A 23,276-nucleotide genomic window follows, 5' to 3' on the forward strand; every position below is an offset into this window, starting at 1 on the left:
GAGAGGTAGGCACAAAAAAAGGCCTAGCGATAAACGCTAGGCCTTTGATGTTGGTGCCGGTGGCCAGACTCGAACTGGCACACCCGTAAAGGCGGCGGATTTTGAATCCGCTGCGTCTACCAATTCCGCCACACCGGCAATGGAGGCGGATTATACGCAGATCGCTCGTCAAGTCAATCACATCGCTGACTTTATCGACCTAAAGCGCTATCCTAGGCGGCCTGTTCGACCACTGAAAGAGCTTTTTTCACATGCAGCGCGCGGATTTCCATTTCGAGCTACCCGATGAGTTGATTGCCCGCTATCCGTCCGAACGGCGCAGCGATTGCCGATTACTGTGTGTGGATGGCCAAAACGGTGCGCTGGACCACCGCCGTTTTCCCGATTTGTTGGACCTGCTGGAACCCGGCGATCTGTTGGTCTTCAACGACACCCGAGTGATTCCCGCCCGCCTGCACGGCCACAAGGCCAGCGGGGGTAAGGTGGAAATGCTGCTGGAGCGCCCTCTAGATAGCCACCGGGGGCTGGCTCACCTTCGTTCTAGCAAGTCGCCCAAGCCGGGCACTGAGCTGATTTTCGAAGGCGACATCCACGCCGTGGTCGAAGGCCGCCGCGACGCCCTATTCGAGCTGCGCTTTTTAGGCGACACGCCGATGATCGCGCTGCTGGAAAAGCACGGCCATATGCCGCTGCCCCCCTACATTACCCGGGAAGACGAGCTAAGCGACCGGGAGCGCTACCAAACCGTCTACGCTCGCCGAGACGGGGCCGTCGCAGCACCGACCGCTGGGCTGCACTTCGACCAGCCGCTGCTGGATGCCCTGGCCGAAAAAGGCATCGGCAGCGCTTTCGTGACGCTGCACGTTGGCGCGGGCACCTTCCAGCCGGTGCGGGTGGATAACATTCTCGAACACCATATGCACAGCGAATGGATCGAGGTCACCGAGGCCACCTGCCAACAGATTCGCGAGACGCAAGCCGCCGGTAAACGCGTGATCGCCGTGGGAACGACGAGCGTTCGCTGCCTGGAGAGCGCTTGCATGAAAAGTAGCGATGGCCAGATAGCGCCGTTCAGTGGCGATACCGACATCTTCATTTACCCCGGCTACGAGTGGCGCTGCGTGGATGCTCTGATTACCAATTTCCATCTACCCGAATCCACCCTATTGATGCTGGTATCGGCGTTCGCGGGCTATGAGCACATCATGCAGGCCTACCGCACGGCAGTTGAAGAGCGCTACGCCTTCTTCAGCTACGGCGATGCCATGCTGCTGACCCGCTAACCGACGCGCTTACCGATTGAACAACGAGTTATTGTGATGCGAAACGAATGCTTCATGCGCTTCGAGCGCTTAGCCGAGGATGGCCGCGCGCGTCGTGGCCGTTTGCACTTCCCCCGTGGCACGGTGGAAACCCCTGCGTTCATGCCGGTCGGCACCTACGGCACGGTCAAGGGCATGACGCCCGAGTCGGTCAAAGAGATCGGCGCAGAGATCATCCTGGGCAATACCTTTCATCTCTGGCTACGCCCCGGCACCGACGTGATCGAAGCTCACGGCGACCTGCACGACTTCGCCCAGTGGGATAAGCCGATCCTGACCGACTCCGGCGGCTTCCAGGTGTTCTCGCTGGGCGAGATGCGCAAGATCACCGAGCAGGGCGTACATTTCCGCTCGCCGGTGGACGGCAGCAAAGTGTTCATGGGTCCGGAAGAGTCCATGGCGGTGCAGCGCTCGCTGGGCTCTGATGTCGTCATGATCTTCGACGAGTGCACGCCCTATCCGGCCACGTTCGAAGAGGCCGAAAAATCCATGGAACTATCGCTGCGGTGGGCCAAACGCTCCCGGGATGCCCACGGCGTCTCGCCCTCTGCCCTGTTCGGCATCATCCAGGGCGGCATGCACCCAGAGCTGCGTGAGCGCTCGCTCAAGGGGCTGTTGGAGATCGGCTTCGATGGCTTGGCCATTGGCGGCCTCTCGGTGGGCGAGCCCAAAGAGGAGATGATCAAGGTCCTCGACTACCTGCCCACTTGGATGCCCGACGACACGCCCCGTTACTTGATGGGCGTGGGCAAGCCAGAAGACCTCGTCGAAGGCGTACGTCGCGGGGTGGATATGTTCGACTGTGTGATGCCCACGCGTAACGCGCGTAACGGCCACCTGTTCACCTCCGAAGGCACCGTCAAGATCCGCAACGCCAAGCACCGTTTCGATACCCGTCCGCTGGATGAAGAGTGCGATTGCCACACCTGTCAGAACTTCTCCCGTGGCTATCTGCATCACCTGGATCGCTGCAATGAAATGCTCGGTTCCATGCTCAATACGATCCATAACTTACGCTACTACCAGCGGGTGATGGCTGATTTGCGCGCGGCAATCGAAGCGGGTACATTGACGACCTTTGTGGAAAGCTTCTATGCAAGGCGCGGCCTCCCGGTGCCACCCCTTGCGGGCGCTGAGTCCTAATCCTTTTATGGCCGCCCGCCGTTGCGGGTGGCATGACCCACTCACCCATTGAGTGTTCTAACCCAGGAGTTCCCTGCAATGCTGGATTTCTTCATCTCACCAGCCCATGCCCAAGAAGCCGCCGCTGGCGGTGGCATCGCGCAAATCGTCATGCTGGTCGGCTTCGTGCTGATCTTTTACTTCCTGCTGTGGCGTCCGCAAGCCAAACGTGCCAAGCAGCACAAGCAGTTGGTATCGGGCCTTGCCAAGGGCGATGAAGTCGTGATTGGCGGCGGTTTGGTTGGCCGCGTGACCAAAGTCAGCGACGAGTTCCTGACCCTGGAAGTCTCTGAAGGTACCGAAGTCAACGTGCAGAAAAACGCCGTGGCCGCCGTACTGCCTAAAGGCACCATTAAGTCCATCTAACGCTTGCACTCCCCCCTGCCGACCCAGTGCCAGCCACCCCGGCAGGGGTGACATGGTAGCGTCGATGGTGAACGTTGCTGTGCGCAGCCTGTCTGTGCACAGCGATTCCGTTTGTAATTGAAGGCAGGGCTTGCATGCTCAACCGTTACCCCCTGTGGAAGTATCTGCTGATACTGGTCGTCCTGGTGGTTGGCCTTATCTACTCGCTTCCCAATCTATTCCCCGCAGATCCCGCCATTCAGGTGAGCGATGCACAAGGCAACGCCCTGGATGAACGGCAGATTACCCGTGTCGAAGAAGCGCTCAGCGAGAGCGATATCGCCGTCAAAGCCGTCGAAGAGACCAACGGTCAGTGGCTGATTCGTTTACAGAGCGATGACGACCAGCTCGACGCCCGTGACATCGCCGCCGACGTGCTGGGCCCCAACGCCACCGTTGCCCTCAACTTGGCCGATGCCACCCCTGAGTGGCTGCAAGCGTTTGCGGCCTCCCCCATGACGCTGGGCCTCGATTTACGCGGCGGTGTTCACTTCCTGCTGGAAGTGGATATGGAGGCGGCGCTGACCCAACGCCTCGAAGTGAACGCCAGCGCCATGCGTGAGTTACTGCGCAGCGAGCGTATTCGCTACCGCAACACCACCATTGACGACCGCTCGCTGTCGATCGACTTCGCCAGCAGCGAAGACCGCGACGCCGCCCGCCGTTTGATCAGCCGCGACTTCCCCAACTTCGAGTACACCAACGAAGGGGATGGCCGCGCTTCGAGCCTGGTCATGACGCTAAGCGACATGACGGTCAACGAAATCCAGGACTATGCGATCAACCAGAACTTGACCACGCTGCGTAACCGGGTGAACGAGCTGGGCGTCGCCGAACCCATGGTGCAGCGCCAAGGCCCGAGCCAAATCGTGGTCGAACTGCCGGGCGTGCAGGACACCGTGGCCGCCAAGCGGATCGTCGGTGCGACGGCCAACCTCGAATTTCGTCTCGAGGCGCGCAACGATACACCGGATGCCGAAACCGAACGCTTCGAGTTTCGCAACGATCCCTCTCGTTCGGCAGAGCTGATGCGCGATGTGATCATCACCGGTGACAGCGTTTCCAGCGCCAGTAATAGCTTCGACGAGAACGGCCGCCCTCAGGTCAACATCAACCTGGACGGCACCGGCGGTACGCTGATGAACCGCGCCACGCGCACCAACATCGGGCGCAACATGGCGGTGCTGTTCATCGAGCATAAAAGCGAAGACCGCATCGAAGTCGACCCGGAAACCGGCGAAGAGACCATCGTTCGTGAGCCCTACACCGAGCGTGGCCTGATCAGCTTGGCGACCATTCAAAGTGCGCTGGGCAACAGCTTCCGCATCACTGGTCTCGACTCCCCCACCGAAGCCGCCGAACTCGCTCTGCTGCTGCGTTCCGGCTCGCTCGCCGCGCCGATCTACTTCGTGCAAGAGCGCACCATCGGCCCCAGCCTGGGCGCAGAAAACATCGAACGCGGCCTGCTCTCGGTTCAGATCGGCTTACTGTTGGTCGTGCTGTTCATGCTGGTGCGTTACAAAGTATTTGGCGTGTTTGCCAACGTGGCGCTGGCACTCAACTTGACGCTGCTGGTCGCGGTGATGTCGATGCTAGGCGCCACGCTCACGCTGCCAGGCATAGCCGGTATCGTACTGACGCTCGGGATGGCGGTGGATGCCAACGTGCTGATCTTCGAGCGGATACGCGAAGAGCTGCGTAACGGCATGTCGATTCAGCAGGCCATTTACGCGGGCTACGAGCGTGCCTTTACCTCGATCGTGGATGCCAACATTACCACCTTGCTAGTGGCAGTGATTCTGTTCTCGATTGGCACCGGCCCGGTAAAAGGCTTTGCCGTTACGCTCTCTATCGGCATTTTGACGTCGATGTTCACTGCGCTGCTGGTCACGCGTGCCATGGTCAATCTGACCTACGGTGGCAAGCCCGTCAAAAAGCTGTGGATCTGATATCGATGAGATCACAACACGCGCTCAGCAAAGAATTTAAGAGGTGGTCATGAAACCCCTAACCCAACTGCGCATCGACTTCATGGGACGGCGCAACCTGGCGTTCATCGTCTCGGCGGTGATGCTGATCGTCTCGATCGGTGCCATCGTCTTCCAGCAGCTCAACCTGGGGCTGGACTTCACGGGCGGCACCCTGGTGGAGGTTCGCTACGGCACCGCTCCCTCCCTGGATGCCATTCGGCAACTGCTAGAGAGCAGCGGCTTCCAAGATGTATCGGTGCAGACCTTTGGCGCGTCGACGGAGGTCCTGATTCGCTTACAGCAAGCCTTCGATGGTGATGTGGGTAACGACGTCGTCAACCTCCTGCGGGCCAACGGCGATAGCGTCAGTCTGGTACGCGCCGAGTTCGTCGGCGCCCAAGTCGGCGATCAGCTTCGCGACCAGAGTGGTCTGGGGCTGCTCGTGGCACTGGGCGTGGTCATGCTCTATGTAGCCTTTCGCTTCCAGTACAAGTTCGCACTCGGTGCCCTGTTGGCCTTGCTGCATGACGTCATCATTGTCGTGGGGGTCTTTGCTCTGTTCCAGCTCGACTTCGACCTGACGGTGCTGGCGGCGATTCTCGCAGTCATCGGCTACTCGCTAAACGACACCATCGTCGTGTATGACCGCATCCGCGAGACGATTCGCACCTCGCGTATCGACGACATGCCGCAGATTTTCAACGAAGCACTGAACGCCACGCTGTCACGCACGCTGGCGACATCGGGCACGACCGTTCTGGTCTTGCTGGCGCTACTAATGCTTGGTGGCGACATGATCGAGAACTTCGCCATCGCTTTATTAGTGGGTATCGTGGTGGGCACGTTCTCGTCTATTTACATCTCCGGCGCCCTGCTGATTCCGCTGAAGCTCTCTCGGGAAGACCTCATTCCTACCAAGAAAGAAGTGGATGAAGAGGAAGAAGAGCTGCCCTAACCATGGGATAGCCGCCAACGAAAAGGCCCTGCCGGACACCCGGCAGGGCCTTTTTACTACCATTGACGGCGTACCATCCACCACTCACCCATCACACACAACGCCATCGCGCCGCCAATGACTAGAAGTGCGGCGCCAACTGCTTGATGAGCGCCTTGTACAGGCGCGGGCCTGCCGCCATGAGCTGACCTTCGACATCCACGGATGGCTTGCCGTCCGGGGTGCCCATGAGTGCGCCCGCTTCTTTCAGCAGCAGCGTGCCGACCTGCATGTCCTGCTCTTCCAAGCCCAACACGAAGACGCTATCGACGCGGCCAGCGGCCAGCTCGCACATGTCCAGCAGGCCGCTACCCGTGGCCAGCAGCGACTCCACCTGCGGGGCGAGCTGCTGGGTAATGGTCAAGTAAGCGGGTAAGTGGCTCGGGCGCAGCCAGGCTTCCGGCAGGCTCATCGCCATGCGCGTTGCAGGGATCGAGGTCGGTTTGCTCACACGCATCCGTTTGTCGTTGTGTTGAGCACCGCGGCCACGGCTGGCGATGTATTCATCGTCACCAAAAGGAGAGATCACCACGGCGTGTTCGGGACGACCTTTGACAAGACACACCACTGAGAGTGCAAAGCCCTTACCGGCCACGGCTAGGTTAGAGTAGCCGTGCAGCGGTTCGATTTTCCAAACGATCTCTTCACCTTCGCCTTCCCCCGCTTTATGGGGGGTGTAGCGGCCGGAGAAACCATGCTGCGGATAACCGCGCTGCAGCTGTTGAACGATGGTCGCCTCGGCCTTGCGCGCCGTATCTTCTAACAATCGGTCGAGATTGAATTCTTCATGGGCGTTTTCAATGCGTTCGCGGACGCGTAAAAAGTGCTCAACGGCGCTACGCGCAGCGCGCAGCGTAAATTGGACCATCGGATTCATGATCGGGCCTTGTCACAGTGATGTTAAAGAACGGGGCAGGCGCCATGCGCCTTATGGCGGGCAATTCTAACAGAGCCCCCTCGGGCATGCCATCGACTCGTGCTAGACTGCGCGTTTTAGCCATTTTAACCGGGTCTACTATGCTTGAGCGCATCCGAATCGTTCTAATTGGCACCAGCCACCCTGGCAATATTGGCGGCGTCGCACGCGCTATGCATAACATGGGGCTGGCGGATCTCGCCCTGGTCGCGCCGCGCTGCGATGTGGTCACCCAAGACAGCATCTCACGCGCCTCTGGTGCGGACCACTTGTTGCATCAAGCCACGGTACACGCCACGCTCGAAGACGCGGTGGCCGACTGCACCCTGGCCGTGGGCGCCAGCGCACGCTCGCGCACGCTACCTTGGCCCATGATTTCTCCACGGGCGCTTGCCGAGCGCCTGCCGGGGGAGTGCCAGGCCGACTACGCCCGTGTGGCGCTGGTGTTTGGTCGTGAAGATAGTGGACTGACCAATGCCGAGCTGCAGCGCTGTCATGCCCACGTGCATATTCCCACCAACGCTGATTTCAGCTCGCTCAACCTCGCTGCGGCCGTTCAAGTGGTGGCTTACGAGTGCCGCATGGCGTGGCTTGGCCAATCCGAGGCCCCCGCAATGGCCGATGACAAGGACGAGCTGGCGACCCACGAGGAGCTCGAGCGTTACTTCGAACACCTGGAGCGCACGCTGATCGCTATCGAGTTCCACGACCCTGCACAGCCACGCCAACTCATGGCACGCCTGCGCCGCCTCTATTTACGGTCACGACCGGAAAAGATGGAAATGAACATCCTGCGCGGCATTCTGTCGGCCACTGAGAAAGCCGCCCAGCCACACGTAGAGAAGTAGGATGACAAGGCTAGACACGCGCGCCAGTCAAACGGCGATGACCTAAACTTGAAGTGGTGCTCACGCGCCCCAACATCGCACTGTCGACTGTCGCTGTGCGCTAATGACACGCCAACACCGACGTGCTGCCGCCCTCACCGCCCAAGGATCACCCATGTTTCAACGCCTGCGTGAAGACATCAATAGCGTTTTCGACCGCGACCCTGCGGCACGTAACTTTCTTGAGGTGCTGACCAACTACCCCGGCCTGCACGCCCTGCTGCTGCACCGCTGCAGCCATTGGCTATGGCAAAAGAACTTCAAATGGTTGGCACGGACGCTATCGACCTTTTCCCGCTGGCTGACCGGCATCGAAATCCACCCTGGCGCGACCATCGGGCGACGCTTTTTCATCGACCACGGCATGGGGGTCGTAATCGGCGAAACCGCCCGCGTCGGCGATAACGTGACGCTCTACCAAGGCGTGACGCTGGGCGGCACGAGCTGGAACAAAGGCAAGCGTCACCCCACTCTGGAAGACGGTGTCATCGTCGGTGCCGGCGCCAAAATACTGGGGCCGTTTACCGTAGGAGCCGGTGCCAAGATCGGCTCGAATGCCGTGGTCACCAAAGAAGTGCCGGCGGGGGCAACCGTCGTGGGTATTCCTGGCAAAATCGTCAAGCGCGCGGATCCGGACGTAGAGGAGGCACTGGACATCGATCCCGCCCGCCGCGAAGCCATCTGCCAGAAATTTGGCTTCGATGCTTACGGCGTCAGCCAAGACATGCCCGACCCGGTGGCACGTTCGATGCAGGCGATGCTCGATCATATGCACGCCGTGGACGAGCGTATCGAGCGCATGTGCTCCACGCTGCGCAAGCTGGACGCTAACTACCGTGACGGCCAGTTGCCAGCCCTGCGGGACGAAGACTTTGCCGAGATTCTGGAGGAGAACGATACTGGCTGCCCTGGCTTGCGTCGCCCCCCCCAGGAGCGTAGCGACGAGGCAGCCAAGAGCAGCACGACGCGCAATAGTTGACCAAAGCACTCAGGATTTCCATAATGGCGCAACATTTGCTGCCAGCGCGCTGAACGTTCAGCGACGAGGTACCTGCCATGCGCTTGACCACGAAAGGCCGTTACGCCGTTACCGCCATGCTGGATTTGGCGATCAACGCTCCAAGCGGCCCCACCAGCCTGGGCGATATTTCCCAGCGCCAGGAGATTTCCCTCTCCTACCTAGAGCAGCTGTTTGCCAGACTGCGTCGGGCAGGGCTGGTCAGCAGCGTACGCGGACCGGGGGGCGGCTATCTCTTGGCTAGAGAGCCCGAGGCGATCAGCGTGTCTCAGGTGATCGATGCGGTCAATGAAACCGTCGACGCGACGCGCTGTCAGGGGCTTTCCGACTGCCAGCAGGGCGATACCTGCTTGACCCACCATTTGTGGTGCGAGCTGTCAGGGCAAATTCGCAGTTTCCTCGACGATATTACCCTGGCGCAGTTGATACAGCGTCCAGATGTCATTCGTATTGCAACCCGGCAACAGCAGCGGGTCGAGGCTGGCATCCTCGCCTCCTCACCTTGAAAGCCTTTATTTCACGCTGGAACCCATGACGATGACTGCTACCCCTTCGCTGCCCATTTATCTCGATTATGCCGCCACGACGCCGGTCGATGAGCGCGTGGCCGAGGTCATGCAGCGCTACCTCACCGTCGATCAACTGTTCGCCAACCCCGCCTCGCGTAGTCATATGCTGGGTTGGCAAGCCGAGCAGGTGGTCGAACAGGCGCGGCGTCAAGTGGCCGACATGATCGGCGCCGACCCGCGTGAGATCGTCTGGACCAGTGGTGCCACCGAAGCCAACAACCTCGCACTCATCGGCTTCATGCGCGCCAACCGCGAGCGAGGCATGCACCTCGTCACCTCGTGTATCGAGCATAAAGCGGTGGTAGATACCGCCAAGGCCCTTGAAAGCGAAGGCTTCGAAGTCACTTGGCTCACGCCTGGCGATGACGGTCGGGTCACGCCCGAGCAACTGCGCGCCGCCATGCGAGATGATACGGCGCTGGTATCGCTGATGGCGGTGAATAATGAATTGGGCAGCATCCATGATATCGCTGCTCTGGCAGAGGTCGCCCATGACTTCGGCGCGGCGTTTCATAGCGATGCTGCGCAGGCGGTGGGTCGGATTCCGCTCGACGTGGTCGCCCAGCATATCGATCTACTGTCGCTTTCTGGCCATAAGGCCTACGGCCCCAAAGGCGTCGGTGCACTGTACGTGAAGCGCCACCCAGACATTCGCATCGAAGCCCTGATTCATGGCGGCGGGCATGAGCGCGGCATGCGTTCCGGCACACTGCCCACCCATCAGATCGCCGGGATGGGGGAAGCCTTTGCCGTCATGCAGCAGCAACAGGGCGAGGACCAAACGCGCATTGCGGCGTTACGCGAGCGTTTGTTGAGCGGCTTGGCCGACCTAGAGGGCGTCGTTTCCAACTCACCGCTGGAACACGTCGTCCCTAATATACTCAACCTGGCCTTCGAGGGCGTGGATGGCGAGGCCCTGTTGATGGCGCTGCGAGACGTAGCGGTATCCACCGGCTCGGCCTGCAACTCGGCCAGCGTCGATCCCTCTTACGTCCTGTTGGGTATTGGTACGCCCCGTCGGCTGGCACTGTCGTCGCTACGACTCAGTATTGGGCGCTTTACCCAAGAGGCCGAGATCGATCACGCCGCCACCCTACTGCGCCACGCGGTGAGCGGCTTACGTGCCAACGCGCGCTAGACGGCTGACGCACGGCTAACGATTTCTCAAAGGAGAACGCTCCATGGCAACACTGAACATTACGCCCGCAGCGGCAGAACAGATTCACCGAGTGCTGGACGAGCGAGGCCAAGGCTTGGGCCTTCGCGTATCGGTCAAACCCAGCGGCTGCTCTGGCTACAGCTACGTACTTGATTTTGCCGATGAAGCCCAAGCAGATGACGTTCGGTTCGAGGCACATGGTGCCAGCGTGTATGTCGCTCCCGAGGCGCTCGAAATGCTCGACGGCAGCGAAGTGGACTACGTCAACGAAGGCTTGAACCGCTTTTTCCGCTTCAACAACCCCAATGTCAAAGATCAGTGCGGCTGCGGTGAAAGCTTCACGGTCTAAGCCGCACGTTAAATACCTAGCGTATATCACCGGTATTCATCCCCACCGGGAGGCGCTATAATCGCGGCCACTCGGCAGCCGGTGAAGTAGGCGGCATTGGCCGACCCTTTTTTCCTGCGCCGCCTCGGCTTTCCGAGGCGGCAATTTCTGCTTTATCCCTTTTGAGGAGATTTCTGCATGGCGACTGAACGTACTCTTTCCATCATCAAGCCCGATGCCGTTGCTAAAAATGCCATTGGCGACATCATCGCGCGCTTCGAAAAAGCCGGCCTGAAGGTCGTTGCCGCCAAAATGATGCACCTCTCCGAAGAGAAGGCTGGTGGCTTCTACGCCGAGCACAAAGAGCGCCCCTTCTTCAAAGACCTGGTCGGCTTCATGACCTCCGGTCCGGTCGTGGTACAGGTATTGGAAGGTGAAGGCGCCATTGCCAAAAACCGTGAGTTGATGGGCGCCACCAACCCGAAAGAAGCGGCTCCAGGCACCATCCGTGCCGACTTTGCGGAAACAATTGACGCCAACGCTGTCCATGGCTCTGATTCTCCGGAAAGCGCCGAGCGCGAAATTAGCTACTTCTTCGGTAACGACGAAATCTGCCCGCGCTAAATCAAGCGCTGCCGTTTCAACCTTCGTTGCCGGCCATTTTTGCGGGGGCTTTGCCCCCGCCTCTTCCTGAACGCTGACCGCCATGACCACCACCGTAGCTCAACACACGCCTGCCACTCGTACGACGCCGGACAACACCACGGCCGAACACCCAGCACCCGCTCGCCAGAACCTACTGGGACTCTCCCGCGAGCAGATGGAAGCGTTCTTTTTGTCGATCGGCGAAAAGAAATTTCGCGCCACGCAGGTCATGAAATGGATGCATCAGGAGGGCATCGACGACTTTACGGCGATGACCAACCTGTCGAAGGCCCTGCGCGACAAGCTCTCCCAGGTGGCCGAAATCCGCGGTCCAGGCGTCGTCTACGAAGGCACGTCTAGCGACGGCACGCGTAAATGGGTGTTAGAGGTAGAAGATGGCAGCTACGTCGAGACGGTGCTCATTCCTGCCGAAAACGGTAAGCGCCGCACGCTATGCGTCTCTTCCCAGGTGGGCTGCTCACTGGACTGCAGCTTCTGCTCGACCGGTAAACAGGGCTTTCAGCGTAATTTGACCGCCGCCGAGATCATCGGCCAAGTGTGGGTCGCCCAACGCAGCGTTGGCCCACGCCGTGATACCGCCAATCGCCCGGTGACCAACGTGGTCATGATGGGCATGGGCGAACCGCTGCTCAATTTCGATAACGTCGTGCCAGCCATGAAGCTGATGCTCGACGATAACGGTTACGGACTCTCCAAGCGCCGCGTCACGCTCTCCACTTCCGGCGTGGTGCCGATGATGGACAAACTGGGCGACGAACTGGATGTGAGCCTTGCCATCTCGCTACACGCCTCCACCGATGAGCTGCGCAACGAGCTGGTGCCGATCAACCGTAAGTACAACATCCGTGCGCTGCTGGACGCCTGCCACCGCTACCTGGCCAAGTGCCCCGATAATCGTCAGGTCACCATCGAATACACGTTGATCAAAGACGTCAACGATCAGCAGGAACACGCTGAACAGCTCGCGGCACTGCTCAAGGAGCTGCCGTGCAAGATCAACCTGATTCCGTTCAACCCGTTCCCTCATTCAGGGTACGAGAAGCCGTCACGCAACCAAGTGATGCGCTTTCAACAGTGGCTCTACGATTTGGAGTACAACGCCACCGTACGAACCACCCGAGGCGATGATATCGACGCCGCCTGTGGCCAGCTGGTGGGCCGCGTGAAGGATCGTACCAAGCGCAGCGCACGCTACATTCAGTCTGTACAGCTCGACGCTGACTGACCGCTGTCGTCTTGACTTCCAACCGACACAGCGCTTTGATGGACACGTTTTTTGCCGGGCGCTTGGCAATCGCCCGCTGTATGGCAATGGTTCAACCCGACACAAGAGGGCGTAGATGATCGGTCACCGCAGGCGCATTATTTCCATCAGGATGCCCATGCTGTCCGTGCTTGCTGGCAGCCTGCTGCTAGCGGGTTGCGCCACCTCTGGTCAGGCCGTTCGCAGCGATGCCAATCCCGCTGCGGTAGAGGCGTATACCCAGCTTGGCGTCGCCTACTTAGAGCGTGATAACCTGACACGTGCCCTGAATGCCCTCGACCGCGCTTTGGAGCTAAACCCACGTCATCCCGAGGCACTTCAAGCCCTTGCGCTGGTCTACCAGCAGCAGGGAGAGAGCGAGCTTGCCAACCGTTATTTCGAACAAGCGCTAGATGCCGAGCCATCGTTCACCCGCGCACGTAACAACTACGCCGCGTTTTTGTACCAGCAGGAACAGTTTCCACAAGCCTGCGAACAGTTAGAAAGGGCATCCCAAGATGCCCAGTACGCCAATCGCGCCCAGCTATTCACCAACTTAGGGCAGTGCTATTTGGCCATCGACGAATTGGATAAGGCGCGCGAACGTTTGCAGCGCGCGCAAAGCATCGACCCGCGCAACCCCCGCGGGTATTTAATGTTAGCCGAACTGGAAATTTCACAGGGCAATTATGATCAGGCCTGGGCGCCGCTGCAGAACTACTTGCAGCTGGCAGGCCCCGACCCAGCAGCACTGGAACTGGCGATCGATGTCGCCCTCGCCCGCGGTGACGACGCCGCGGCCACCGACTACCAGCGCTTGCTCAACCGCTGATCGACGCTCTGATCACCACATTATTGAAGGATGCTCAGCCATGAGCGACACACAGTTACACGATAGCGTTACCCCAGCCCCCAGCACAGCAACCCCTGGTGAGTTGCTCTCGCGTCAACGCGAGTCGCTTGGTGTTCCGTTAGCGGAAGCCGCCCGCGCCCTCAACCTGCGCCCCGCTGTGGTGGATGGCCTAGAGCGCGATCACTACGGAGAGATTCCCGTCGCCGCCTATCGTCGCGGCTACCTTCGCGCCTATGCCAAATACCTGGGCATGGACGACCGCATGGTGCTCGACGCTTACCAAGCGCGCCATGGCACCAGCGATGCCGACCGTAAAGTAGCGCCAGTTGCCGTCACCAAGCCCCCTTCTAAGGTAGGTGCCTGGCTTTTCAAATTGGTCACCCTGTTGGTGATTGCGGGGCTGATTGCCGTGACGGTCGCTTGGTGGCAGAGCCGCGGCGGCAGCGAGCCGCCGAGCATTGGTACCTCTTCCACGATGGAAGATAACGAAGCGCCGATCAGCGAGCCAGCCCCCGAGCCCACGCCAGTCGCCACGTCGGTGATCACGCCCGAGCCTGCCGTCACGCAAGAGCCGACCAACGACACCGCTAGCGATGCCTCGCCCGACAGCGATCTCAGCGATGCGGCCACCGCACCGGTGGCGAGCAATGACGAGCCCGCACAGGCAAGCGATGAAACGCCTGCCGACCAAACGGCCGAGACCGAGGCCGCCGTCGACGCCACCAACGCGCCTGAGGAAACCGTGGCCGAGGCGGCTCCCGCCGCCAACCCTAACCTGCTCGAACTGACGTTCAACGAGCAATCCTGGACCGAGATTTTCGATGCCAACAACCAGCGCGTGTTCGTCGGCCTGCAAAACCCCGGCACCACCGCCAGCGTTGAGGGCGAACCGCCTTTTCGTTTAACCGTTGGCAACGCCACTGGCGTGGAGCTGCGTTACCAAGGTGAGTTAGTCGACCTTGCCGAGCGCGCCGGTGCCAATAACGTTGCCCGCTTTACCCTGGGAGAGTGACCCGTCTTATGCACGCCCCTTCTCCGATCAAACGCCGCCCGTCACGCCAAATTCACGTTGGCAACGTCGCGGTGGGCGGTGATGCACCGATTTCAGTGCAAAGCATGACCAACACCAACACGCTGGACGTCGAGGCCACTGTCGGACAGATCCAGCAATTGGAAAAAGCCGGAGCGGATATCGTCCGCGTCTCGGTGCCCGACATGGATGCCGCAGAGGCCTTCGGCAAGATCAAGCAGCGCGTGGCCGTGCCGCTGGTGGCCGATATCCACTTCGATTACAAGATCGCGCTACGGGTCGCCGAGCTGGGCGTGGACTGTCTGCGCATCAACCCCGGCAATATTGGCCGGGAAGACCGCGTGCGCGCGGTGGTGAGCGCCGCCCGCGACCACGGCATTCCGATCCGTATCGGCGTGAACGCGGGGTCGCTGGAGAAAGACCTGCAAAAGAAGTATGGCGAACCCACGCCTGCGGCGCTGGTCGAGTCGGCGATGCGCCATATCGACCACCTGGATCGTCTCGATTTCCAAGAATTCAAAGTCAGCGTCAAAGCATCGGACGTGTTCATGGCCGTGGCCGCCTATCGCGACCTGGCAAACCGCATCGAGCAGCCGCTGCACCTGGGCATTACCGAAGCGGGCGGCCTGCGCTCGGGCACGGTGAAATCGTCCATTGGCCTGGGCATGCTGCTGATGGACGGTATCGGCGACACGATTCGCGTCTCGCTGGCCGCCGACCCGGTAGAAGAGATCAAGGTCGGGTTCGACATGCTCAAGAGCCTGAAGTTGCGCGCCAAGGGAATCAACTTCATTGCTTGCCCGAGCTGCTCGCGGCAGAACTTTGACGTCATCAGCACCATGAACCAGCTCGAAGAGCGGCTGGAAGACGTGATGACACCGCTGGACGTCTCGGTGATTGGCTGTGTGGTCAACGGCCCTGGCGAAGCCAAGGAGACCGATATCGGCCTCACCGGCGGCTCGCCTGCCAATTTGGTCTATATCAATGGCAAGCCGGCGAGCAAGTTGCGCAATGACCACCTCGTCGACGATCTGGAAAAGCTGATCCGCGATAAAGTGCGTCAAAAAGAGCAGCAGCAAGAGAACATGATTGCGCGCAGCGTTTAACGCCCGTGTCGCAGGCCTAGGCGATGTCGACGCCCGCCTCGTCCGCTGCCGCCCCATAAGGAGTTTTCATTGAGCAAGTCCGCCGCTAAAAAGATTCAAGCCATCCGTGGTATGAACGACCTATTGCCCAGCGATAGCCCTCGCTGGCAATTTTTTGAGGGCAAAGTACGCCAACTGATGCACCGCTATGGTTTCGATGAAATTCGTACGCCCATCGTCGAGCAAACGGCGCTGTTTGCACGCTCGATCGGTGAAGTCACCGATATCGTCGAAAAAGAGATGTACACCTTCGACGACCGCAACGGTGACAGCCTGACACTGCGTCCCGAAGGCACCGCCAGCTGCGTACGGGCGGCCATGGAGCACGGCTTGCTGCATAACCAAACCCAGCGGCTTTGGTACCAAGGGCCGATGTTCCGTCACGAGCGCCCCCAAAAAGGGCGCTACCGACAGTTCCACCAAGTGGGCGTGGAGACATACGGCTTCGAGGGCCCTGACATCGATGCCGAAGTCATCCTGCTCTCGGCGCGCCTATGGCAAGAGCTCGGCTTGATGGAGCACGTCACCCTGGAGCTGAACTCGCTAGGCTCCACTGAGGCGCGTGCGGCCTACCGCGATAAGCTCGTGGCCTACTTCGAGCAGCACCAAGACGTACTCGACGAGGACTCCAAACGCCGCCTGACCAGCAACCCGCTGCGCATTCTGGACTCCAAAAACCCGGACATGGCCGACATGCTCGATGCGGCCCCGCAGCTGATGGACCACCTGGACGACGAGTCCCGCACGCATTTCGAGCAGCTCAAGGCGATGCTGGAGACTGCCGGTATACCGTACGTGGTCAACCCGCGCTTGGTGCGCGGCCTGGACTACTACTGCCGCACGGTGTTCGAGTGGACGACCGCCGCGTTGGGCAGCCAAGGCACCGTGTGCGCTGGCGGCCGCTACGATGGCTTGGTCGAGCAGCTTGGTGGCAAACCCACGCCGGCCGTGGGCTTTGCCATGGGCATCGAGCGCCTGGTGTTGCTGCTGGAAACGCTCGACCTGGTGCCCGATGAGGCCATGGGCGGCTGCGACGTCTATCTGATGCCGATGGACGACAGCGCTAGTGTGGCCGCCCTGACACTCGCCGAGCAGCTGCGTAGCGCGCTGCCCACCCTGCGTCTGCAGCTGCACTGTGGCGGCGGCAGCTTCAAAAGCCGCATGAAAAAAGCCGACAAGAGCGCCGCGCCGGTGGCGATTTTGCTGGGCGAAGACGAGCTTGCCCACCAAACCGCCACACTGAAGTATTTGCGCGATGATCGCGAGCAGCAGCAAGTGGCCCAAGCCGAGCTGGCCGACGCGCTTCGCGAGATACTGTCGTCGAACGTACTGTCTCACTAACGTAACTGCCCAGCACGGTTTGGGCAGATGAACATCGTTGGCCGCAGCAGCGGTTGACCCATGGAACAGGAGGCCGCCCGTGGCGGAGCTGAGAAGCGAAGAAGAGCAGCTAGAAGTCGTCAAACGCTGGTGGAAAGAGAACGGTACCTCGCTGATCGCTGGTGCCGTACTCGCGGCGGCGGGTGTCTTTGGGTGGAACGCATGGCAAAACTACCAAGAAGGTAAAGCGGAAGCCGCCTCTGCCCGTTATCAGCAGCTCATCAATATGACGGCTGGCACGACCTTGGAAGACGACCAGCTAAGCGAAGCACAGACGCTGATCGATGAGCTCACCGACGACTACGGCAACACGCTGTATGCCGAACTGGCACAGCTCTTGGAGGCTCGTCTTGCCGTCGAGCAAGGCGATCTGTCCACGGCCAAGCAGGCACTGCAAGACGTCGCCAGCCACTCATCGCGCCGCTATGTGCAAAGTGTGGCGTGGCTGCGCCTAGCGCGCATCGAGGTCGCGCAGGGCAATCCAGAAGCCGCGCTCGCGCTGCTCGACCAGCCCATTTCCGATGCACTGGCGGCTCAACAAGCCAATGTGCGGGGCGATGCGTTCTTCGCACAGAACCAGCCCGAGCAAGCGCGCGAAGCGTGGCAAACTGCGCAGTCCATCGCCCAAAACCAGAACCAGCCGCTGTACGGCGTACAGTTCAAGCTCGACGATCTCGGCGCCGAGGAGGCGACACAGTGATGACGACTCACCCGTCTAAACCGCTCTTTTCCAAACATCTGATGCGCACCACCCTGGGAGCCCTCGCGCTAGCGCTGCTAGCGGGTTGTGCCAGCAAAGGCCAACCTGCCTTTACTCCCAAAGAGCTGCGCAGCTTCGATGAAACCTCGTCGCTGGATAGCGTGTGGGACCGCCGCGTCGGCGATGGCTTTGGTCGTGCCCGCTATCCCATCGCCCCGTCGCGTGAAGGCAATACGCTCTTCGCAGCGGATGCCAACGGTTTGGTCGCCGCGTTCAATGCCGACAGCGGCGCGCGTGAGTGGGAAGTCGAGCTGGATAGCCCGATTTCCAGCGCGCTGAACGCCATTGCAGGTCACGTCTATCTCGGTACCCGTAACGGTGAGGTGATTGCCCTCGACCAACGCGACGGCAGCGTTACTTGGCGCTCGCGGGTCTCCAGCGAAGTGCTGGCGGCTCCGCAGGCCAATCAACAATTGTTGCTAGTTCAGAGCGTGGACGGCCAGATCACGGCCCTGGATCGCGCTAGCGGCGAAGAGCGCTGGGTGTATACCAGCTCGCAGCCTGCCTTGACGCTGCGTGGTACCGGCACGCCAATGGTCATCGACCCGGTTACCTTCGTGGGCCTAGCCAACGGGCGTCTGGCCACGCTCGATAACCGTAGCGGCCAAGCGCTATGGGATATGCAGATTGCCACCCCACGCGGACGTAGCGATGTCGAGCGACTGGTAGACCTAACGGGCCAGCCAGTGCTCAGTCCGGATGGCCGTCTGTTCGTGACTAGCTACAACGGCCGGGTTGCCGCACTGGAAGCCACCCGTGGCGGCATGCTATGGGAAACCAGCCTCTCCAGCCGCCATACACCGATTCTAGTCGGTAATGTCCTGTTCGTAGTCAGCGACGATAGCCATCTCGTGGCACTCGACGCCAATAGCGGCCAGGAGATGTGGCGTAACGACGATCTCGAAGACCGCTGGCTCACCGCTCCCGCCTTTGCCGATGGCCGTATCGTCGTGGGCGATTTCGAGGGCTATGTCCATCTGATCGACGCCCGCGATGGCAATCTGGTCGGCCGCACCCGAATCGATGATTCGGGCATCAGCGTGCGCCCGGTCACGGAAGGCAGCACCATTCATGTCCAGGCCAACAATGGTCGCCTGGAAACCCTGGAAGTCACTCCATGACACCCGTCATTGCATTAGTCGGTCGCCCCAATGTGGGTAAATCGACGCTGTTCAACCGTCTGACCCGCTCGCGCGATGCGCTAGTGGCAGACTTCCCTGGCCTGACCCGTGACCGTAAATACGGTAACGGCATGCTGGGTGGAAAGGCGTACACCGTCATCGATACCGGCGGTATCAGCGGTGACGAAGAAGGCATCGATGCTGCGATGGCCGAGCAGTCGCTGGCGGCCATCGACGAAGCCGATATCGTGCTGTTCCTGGTCGATGCCCGCGCCGGACTGAACGTCGCGGACGAAGCCATCGCCAATCATCTGCGCGTCAATCAGAAAAAAACCTGGCTGGTGGTCAACAAGACCGACGGTTTGGAAGAGCACTCGGCCATGGCCGACTTCTGGACGTTGGGTCTGGGCGATCCCTGGCCGATTGCGGCTGCCCATGGCCGCAACGTGTCACTGCTGATCGATACGGTGCTCGAGCCCTTCCCTGAGCGGGATGCTAGCATCCCGGCCGACACGGGAACCAAAGGTATTCGTATCGGGGTCATCGGCCGCCCGAACGTGGGTAAATCCACGCTGGTCAATCGCCTGCTAGGCGAAGAGCGGGTGGTGGTGTTCGATGAAGCGGGCACCACCCGCGACGCCATCGAAATCCCCTTCGAGCGCAACGGCAAACCCTACGTGCTGATCGATACCGCAGGTATTCGGCGACGCAAGAACGTGCGTGAAATCGCTGAGAAGTTCTCGATCATCAAAACACTGGATGCGATCAAAGAGAGCCACGTGGCGGTGATGGTGCTGGATGCCCGCAGTGGTCTCGTCGAACAGGATCTGCACCTGCTGGATTACGTGCTCACCACGGGCCGTGCGCTGGTACTGGCCGTCAACAAGTGGGACGGCCTAGAGAGCGACGCCAAAGAGAAGATGCGCGCCGATATCAAGCGCCGTCTGGGCTTTGCTGATTACGCCGAGCTGCACTTCATTTCCGCGCTGCATGGCACGGCGGTGGGCGATCTCTACCCTTCCATCGAACGGGCGTTCAACGCTGCCAACGCGCACTGGTCGACCAACCGCCTTACCACGTTGCTGCAGGATGCGGTCAGCCAGCATCCGCCCCCCATGGTCAACGGCCGCCGCATCAAGCTGCGTATGGCGCACCAGGGCGGCAGCAATCCGCCGATCATCGTGGTACACGGCAACCAAACGTCGTCGCTGCCCGAAGCATACCGCCGCTACCTCACCAACACCTTCCGTAAAGTGTTGAAGGTGCGCGGTACGCCGATGCGCTTCGAGTTTCGTTCCGGCGACAACCCCTATGACCCTATGGCGGGGGCCAGCGACAAAGAGAAAGCCAAAAAGCGCGAGCTCAACCGTACCAAAGAGGCACGCAAAAGCCGCCGCTAAACGCGGCTTCGTGTCTTCACGCCCGCTGCTGTCGCAGCGGGCGTTTTTATTGTGTCATTACTGACAAATCTGCTTGACAGAAACCCTCGCCCACCCTCAAATAGCGGCGCTTTTCTGGTCCAGCTTCATCGCTACTCACCTTACCTACCCTTAGCTCATTCACCCTTGTCCTTCTCAGGAGGGAGTCACATGCACGTTGTTTTTCGTCGCGGACGCGGCCTGGTGTTACTGCTGTTAGCCAGCCTGTTGACGGGCTGTTTGGCGCTGCCACAAACAGGGTTGTTTGCCTTTCGCTTGGCGGTCACCTCGCTCGGTATCGAAGACGTGCGTATTGGCCCCTATAGTGTCAATGCCGGGCTGGACACCAGCGACCTTTCGAGCCTGCTGGCCTCTAGCCTGGGCACAGGCAGTCTACCGGTGCAGGCCACGCTGGCGATGGGGCTTGGCTTGCCCATTGGCATGCCGCCGGTCGAGATGTCAGGCTTTCGCTGGACGCTGGACATGCCTGGCGTGGACCCAGTGCAGGGCAACTATCAGCAGAACGTTACCCTCACCTCTGGCGAGGACGCCAATCTGCGCCTGCCGGTGGCGTTCGATATTCTCGCCGCCGACCGTCAGCAAATGACGCCGATGTTGACGTTAGCTCGCCAGCTCGCAAGCCAAGGGGAACTGCCCGCAGGCAGCGAACTGGCCATTACTCCTGGCGATTTGCGCGGTTTGGGCATGACCCTGCCGTCAGGCCTGCTCACTCCGACGATTCGCCTGAACGTCGGTGACGACGGGCAGCTCATTCCTCAACGCTGAGTCTTGCCAAGCGCGTTACTCACCGCGCTCATGCAGCCGTTTGCGGCCCACGTACTGGGCCGCAAATTGCCACGCCGTGCGGCCGCTTCGCCCTCCGCGCAGCGTGGCAAAGCGAATCGCCTCTGCCCGTGCCGCATCGTCCCAGTCCTGGGACGTGCCGATACGCCCCACCCAGTGTTCGCATACCTCCAAATAGGTCGCTTGGCTGAAGGGGTGGAAACCCAGCCATAGGCCGAACCGATCCGACAGCGAAATTTTCTCCTCCACCGCGTCGCCATGATGCAACTCCTCGCCGACCAGCCGTGAACCGCTGTTATCGTCCATGGACTCCGGCAACAGATGGCGACGATTCGAGGTCGCATAGAGCAGTACGTTATCTGGTGGCCCGGTCAGCGCGCCGTCTAGCACGCTCTTAAGCGCCTTATACGCGTCATCGTTACCCTCGAAGGAGAGATCATCACAGTACACCACGAAGCGATGCGGCTGATGCCGAAGCTGTTCCACTAGCAGCGGCAGACTCGACAAATCATGTCGGTCAACCTGGATCAGCCGTAACCCCTCTGTGGCCAGCGAGTTGAGCAGTGCGCGTATCACCGATGATTTTCCGCTTCCACGGGAGCCCCACAGCAGCGCATGGTTGGCAGGTAGCCCTTGTAAAAAGGCGCGCGTATTATCGACCAACGCCAGCTTTTGCCGCTCGATACCGAGCAGGTCGTCCAGCGTCATCGTGTCTCTTGGCGGCACGGGCACCAGCCGCCCACCCAGCGGGTGGCGTTGCCAAATGGCCGCCACGTGTTTTTCCCACTCGACCGGGACAGGTGCGGGTGGCAACCAGTGGTCGACATGATCGAGTAATCGCGCCAGGCGTTGGCTTAATTCGGCATCCATCGTCATCCTCAGAGTGCGTTATGATAGGGGTTGATTTACCACGGTCAGTGGTTATCTTGTGTGCAAGGATCCCTACTCGTCTATAAGGAAACTGTCTATGCGTTGGCTTCGCCCATTAGCGGTGACGGCGCTGTGCGCCTCGATCGCAGCCTGCTCGACCTCACCCACCGGCCGCTCACAGCTATTGCTGCTCTCCGATGATCAGCTGAATCAAATGGGCCAGCAGGCCTTCGCCGAATATCAGCAAAACATTCCGACCGCTGGCCAGGCGAGCCACCGCTACGTGCAGTGCATCACCAATGCGATCGTCGACGTTCTCCCCAACGAACAGCGTAACCTCGATTGGCAAATTCGTGTCTTCGAATCCGAACAGCCGAATGCCTTCGCCCTCCCGGGCGGCTACATGGGCGTCAACACCGGCATGTTGGATATTGCCACCACGCAGGACCAGCTCGCCTCGGTCGTCGGCCATGAAATCGGCCACGTGCTCGCGCGTCATGCCAACGAGCGCGCCTCCACCCAAAGTGCCACGTCGCTGGGTCTCTCGGTCATTTCCAGCACCTCGGGGATGCAGACCCCGGCAGGCCAGCAGCTCATGGGCGTGCTCGGCTTGGGTGCCGAATACGGGATCGCGCTGCCGTTCTCCCGACGTCATGAGAGCGAGGCCGATGTGATTGGCTTACAGCTCATGGCGCAGGCGGGGTTCGATCCGCGCGAAAGCGTCACGCTATGGGAGAACATGCAGGCCGCATCGGGCGGCGGCGCGCCTCCCGCCTGGATGTCGACCCACCCGAGCCAAGGCCAGCGGATTCAAGGCCTGCAAGCCAACATGGATCAAGCGCTGGCCACCTACGAGCAGGCGCGCAGCAGCGGCCGCACGCCCAACTGCCCACGCCCGTAGCACCAGTTAGAGGTTTTCGATGATCCGATTGGGTTTACTGCTATTAGTGCTACCAATTCTGGTGCTACTAGGCGTCTATTTTTGGGAGTTGGGGGACGTCCGCGCTTGCCAACTCGATGGCGGCTATTGGAACTATCTGGATGGTGCATGCTATGACACACCGCAGCCTTTCGTGTCGTGGCTCGAGCGTTCACCGCTGCTGGTCAACGGAGGCATGCTGCTATCCGTGGTGGGGCTGGTGATGTGCATGGTGGGGTTTTATACCAAATCGCGTTAGACCGACCCTTTCTCTCGCTCTCGTGAGCTCACGACGACACGATGGGGGCACTCGCCCC

General features: G+C 60.5%; 24 protein-coding genes and 1 tRNA gene. 22 read left to right on the plus strand and 3 right to left on the minus strand.

Going from position 1 to position 23,276, the window contains the following annotated elements:
- Positions 1–51 precede the first annotated feature (51 nt).
- A tRNA-Leu gene (locus tag MHM37_RS02700) sits at positions 52–138 on the minus strand.
- 113 nt (positions 139–251) lie between these two features.
- On the opposite strand from MHM37_RS02700, the gene queA reads away from it, so the two are divergent.
- The 5 genes from queA (at position 252) to secF (ending at position 5,834) form a co-directional block, all read left to right on the plus strand.
- On the plus strand, positions 252–1,283 hold the full coding sequence (queA, locus tag MHM37_RS02705) for a tRNA preQ1(34) S-adenosylmethionine ribosyltransferase-isomerase QueA (RefSeq protein ID WP_239295836.1): 1,032 nt from the start codon (positions 252–254) through the stop codon (positions 1,281–1,283).
- A gap of 36 nt (positions 1,284–1,319) precedes the next feature.
- Positions 1,320–2,465 carry a tRNA guanosine(34) transglycosylase Tgt gene (tgt, locus tag MHM37_RS02710; protein WP_239295835.1) on the plus strand — a complete coding sequence of 382 codons (1,146 nt, stop codon included), beginning with the start codon at positions 1,320–1,322 and terminating at the stop codon, positions 2,463–2,465.
- A 78-nt stretch (positions 2,466–2,543) separates the two neighbouring features.
- Positions 2,544–2,870 carry a preprotein translocase subunit YajC gene (yajC, locus tag MHM37_RS02715; protein ID WP_044628915.1) on the plus strand — a complete coding sequence of 109 codons (327 nt, stop codon included), beginning with the start codon at positions 2,544–2,546 and terminating at the stop codon, positions 2,868–2,870.
- A gap of 134 nt (positions 2,871–3,004) precedes the next feature.
- Complete coding sequence (gene secD, locus MHM37_RS02720; protein WP_139525063.1) at positions 3,005–4,858, plus strand: protein translocase subunit SecD; 1,854 nt, start codon at positions 3,005–3,007, stop codon at positions 4,856–4,858.
- A gap of 49 nt (positions 4,859–4,907) precedes the next feature.
- The gene (gene secF, locus MHM37_RS02725) at positions 4,908–5,834 is read left to right on the plus strand and encodes a protein translocase subunit SecF (RefSeq protein WP_239295834.1); all 927 of its coding nucleotides are present in this window, start codon (positions 4,908–4,910) and stop codon (positions 5,832–5,834) included.
- Positions 5,835–5,955: 121 nt separating this feature from the next.
- On the opposite strand, the gene MHM37_RS02730 is transcribed toward secF, so the two are convergent.
- Positions 5,956–6,750 carry an inositol monophosphatase family protein gene (locus MHM37_RS02730; protein ID WP_139525061.1) on the minus strand — a complete coding sequence of 265 codons (795 nt, stop codon included), beginning with the start codon at positions 6,748–6,750 and terminating at the stop codon, positions 5,956–5,958.
- Positions 6,751–6,890: 140 nt separating this feature from the next.
- Between MHM37_RS02730 and MHM37_RS02735 the strand changes: the two genes are divergently transcribed.
- The 15 genes from MHM37_RS02735 (at position 6,891) to MHM37_RS02805 (ending at position 21,152) form a co-directional block, all read left to right on the plus strand.
- Positions 6,891–7,637, plus strand: a complete 747-nt coding sequence (locus tag MHM37_RS02735; protein WP_239295833.1) for an RNA methyltransferase — start codon at positions 6,891–6,893, stop codon at positions 7,635–7,637.
- 103 nt (positions 7,638–7,740) lie between these two features.
- A complete protein-coding gene (gene cysE, locus MHM37_RS02740; protein WP_343218240.1) occupies positions 7,741–8,655 on the plus strand; it encodes a serine O-acetyltransferase in 915 nt (304 codons plus the stop codon).
- A 77-nt stretch (positions 8,656–8,732) separates the two neighbouring features.
- Complete coding sequence (gene iscR, locus MHM37_RS02745) at positions 8,733–9,200, plus strand: Fe-S cluster assembly transcriptional regulator IscR (RefSeq protein ID WP_239295831.1); 468 nt, start codon at positions 8,733–8,735, stop codon at positions 9,198–9,200.
- A 31-nt stretch (positions 9,201–9,231) separates the two neighbouring features.
- A complete protein-coding gene (locus MHM37_RS02750) occupies positions 9,232–10,401 on the plus strand; it encodes an aminotransferase class V-fold PLP-dependent enzyme (RefSeq protein ID WP_239295830.1) in 1,170 nt (389 codons plus the stop codon).
- A gap of 43 nt (positions 10,402–10,444) precedes the next feature.
- Entirely contained in the window at positions 10,445–10,771 is a 327-nt protein-coding gene (locus tag MHM37_RS02755; RefSeq protein WP_139525056.1) for an iron-sulfur cluster assembly accessory protein, read from the plus strand.
- Positions 10,772–10,948: 177 nt separating this feature from the next.
- Complete coding sequence (gene ndk, locus MHM37_RS02760) at positions 10,949–11,374, plus strand: nucleoside-diphosphate kinase (protein WP_153843982.1); 426 nt, start codon at positions 10,949–10,951, stop codon at positions 11,372–11,374.
- 82 nt (positions 11,375–11,456) lie between these two features.
- Complete coding sequence (rlmN, locus tag MHM37_RS02765) at positions 11,457–12,641, plus strand: 23S rRNA (adenine(2503)-C(2))-methyltransferase RlmN (protein ID WP_139525054.1); 1,185 nt, start codon at positions 11,457–11,459, stop codon at positions 12,639–12,641.
- A gap of 115 nt (positions 12,642–12,756) precedes the next feature.
- Entirely contained in the window at positions 12,757–13,491 is a 735-nt protein-coding gene (gene pilW / locus MHM37_RS02770) for a type IV pilus biogenesis/stability protein PilW (protein ID WP_139525053.1), read from the plus strand.
- 40 nt (positions 13,492–13,531) lie between these two features.
- Positions 13,532–14,524, plus strand: coding sequence for a RodZ domain-containing protein (locus MHM37_RS02775; protein ID WP_239295829.1), 993 nt, complete (start codon positions 13,532–13,534; stop codon positions 14,522–14,524).
- An 8-nt stretch (positions 14,525–14,532) separates the two neighbouring features.
- Positions 14,533–15,648 carry a flavodoxin-dependent (E)-4-hydroxy-3-methylbut-2-enyl-diphosphate synthase gene (gene ispG / locus MHM37_RS02780; protein WP_239295828.1) on the plus strand — a complete coding sequence of 372 codons (1,116 nt, stop codon included), beginning with the start codon at positions 14,533–14,535 and terminating at the stop codon, positions 15,646–15,648.
- A 69-nt stretch (positions 15,649–15,717) separates the two neighbouring features.
- Complete coding sequence (hisS, locus tag MHM37_RS02785; RefSeq protein ID WP_239295827.1) at positions 15,718–17,028, plus strand: histidine--tRNA ligase; 1,311 nt, start codon at positions 15,718–15,720, stop codon at positions 17,026–17,028.
- Between the two features lie 79 nt (positions 17,029–17,107).
- Entirely contained in the window at positions 17,108–17,767 is a 660-nt protein-coding gene (locus MHM37_RS02790) for a tetratricopeptide repeat protein (protein ID WP_219862839.1), read from the plus strand.
- The gene (gene bamB, locus MHM37_RS02795) at positions 17,767–18,948 is read left to right on the plus strand and encodes an outer membrane protein assembly factor BamB (RefSeq protein ID WP_239295826.1); all 1,182 of its coding nucleotides are present in this window, start codon (positions 17,767–17,769) and stop codon (positions 18,946–18,948) included. Before MHM37_RS02790 ends, bamB begins: the two co-directional genes overlap by 1 nt.
- Positions 18,945–20,348, plus strand: coding sequence for a ribosome biogenesis GTPase Der (gene der / locus MHM37_RS02800; protein ID WP_139525047.1), 1,404 nt, complete (start codon positions 18,945–18,947; stop codon positions 20,346–20,348). The genes bamB and der overlap by 4 nt, the downstream gene beginning before the upstream one ends.
- Positions 20,349–20,537: 189 nt before the next feature.
- Entirely contained in the window at positions 20,538–21,152 is a 615-nt protein-coding gene (locus tag MHM37_RS02805) for a hypothetical protein (protein ID WP_139525046.1), read from the plus strand.
- 15 nt (positions 21,153–21,167) lie between these two features.
- On the opposite strand, the gene MHM37_RS02810 is transcribed toward MHM37_RS02805, so the two are convergent.
- On the minus strand, positions 21,168–22,040 hold the full coding sequence (locus MHM37_RS02810; protein ID WP_153843976.1) for an ATP-binding protein: 873 nt from the start codon (positions 22,038–22,040) through the stop codon (positions 21,168–21,170).
- 97 nt (positions 22,041–22,137) lie between these two features.
- Here MHM37_RS02810 and MHM37_RS02815 point away from each other — a divergent pair, with 97 nt between their 5' ends.
- Together MHM37_RS02815 and MHM37_RS02820 are read left to right on the plus strand one after the other, a co-directional pair.
- Positions 22,138–22,941 (plus strand): M48 family metallopeptidase, encoded by an 804-nt coding sequence (locus MHM37_RS02815; protein WP_139525044.1) that lies wholly within the window; start codon positions 22,138–22,140, stop codon positions 22,939–22,941.
- Positions 22,942–22,960: 19 nt separating this feature from the next.
- Positions 22,961–23,218 (plus strand): hypothetical protein, encoded by a 258-nt coding sequence (locus MHM37_RS02820; protein ID WP_139525043.1) that lies wholly within the window; start codon positions 22,961–22,963, stop codon positions 23,216–23,218.
- Positions 23,219–23,276 lie beyond the last annotated feature (58 nt).

The sequence above is a fragment of the Halomonas sp. MMH1-48 genome (genome assembly GCF_022348105.1).
GTDB lineage: Bacteria > Pseudomonadota > Gammaproteobacteria > Pseudomonadales > Halomonadaceae > Vreelandella > Vreelandella piezotolerans.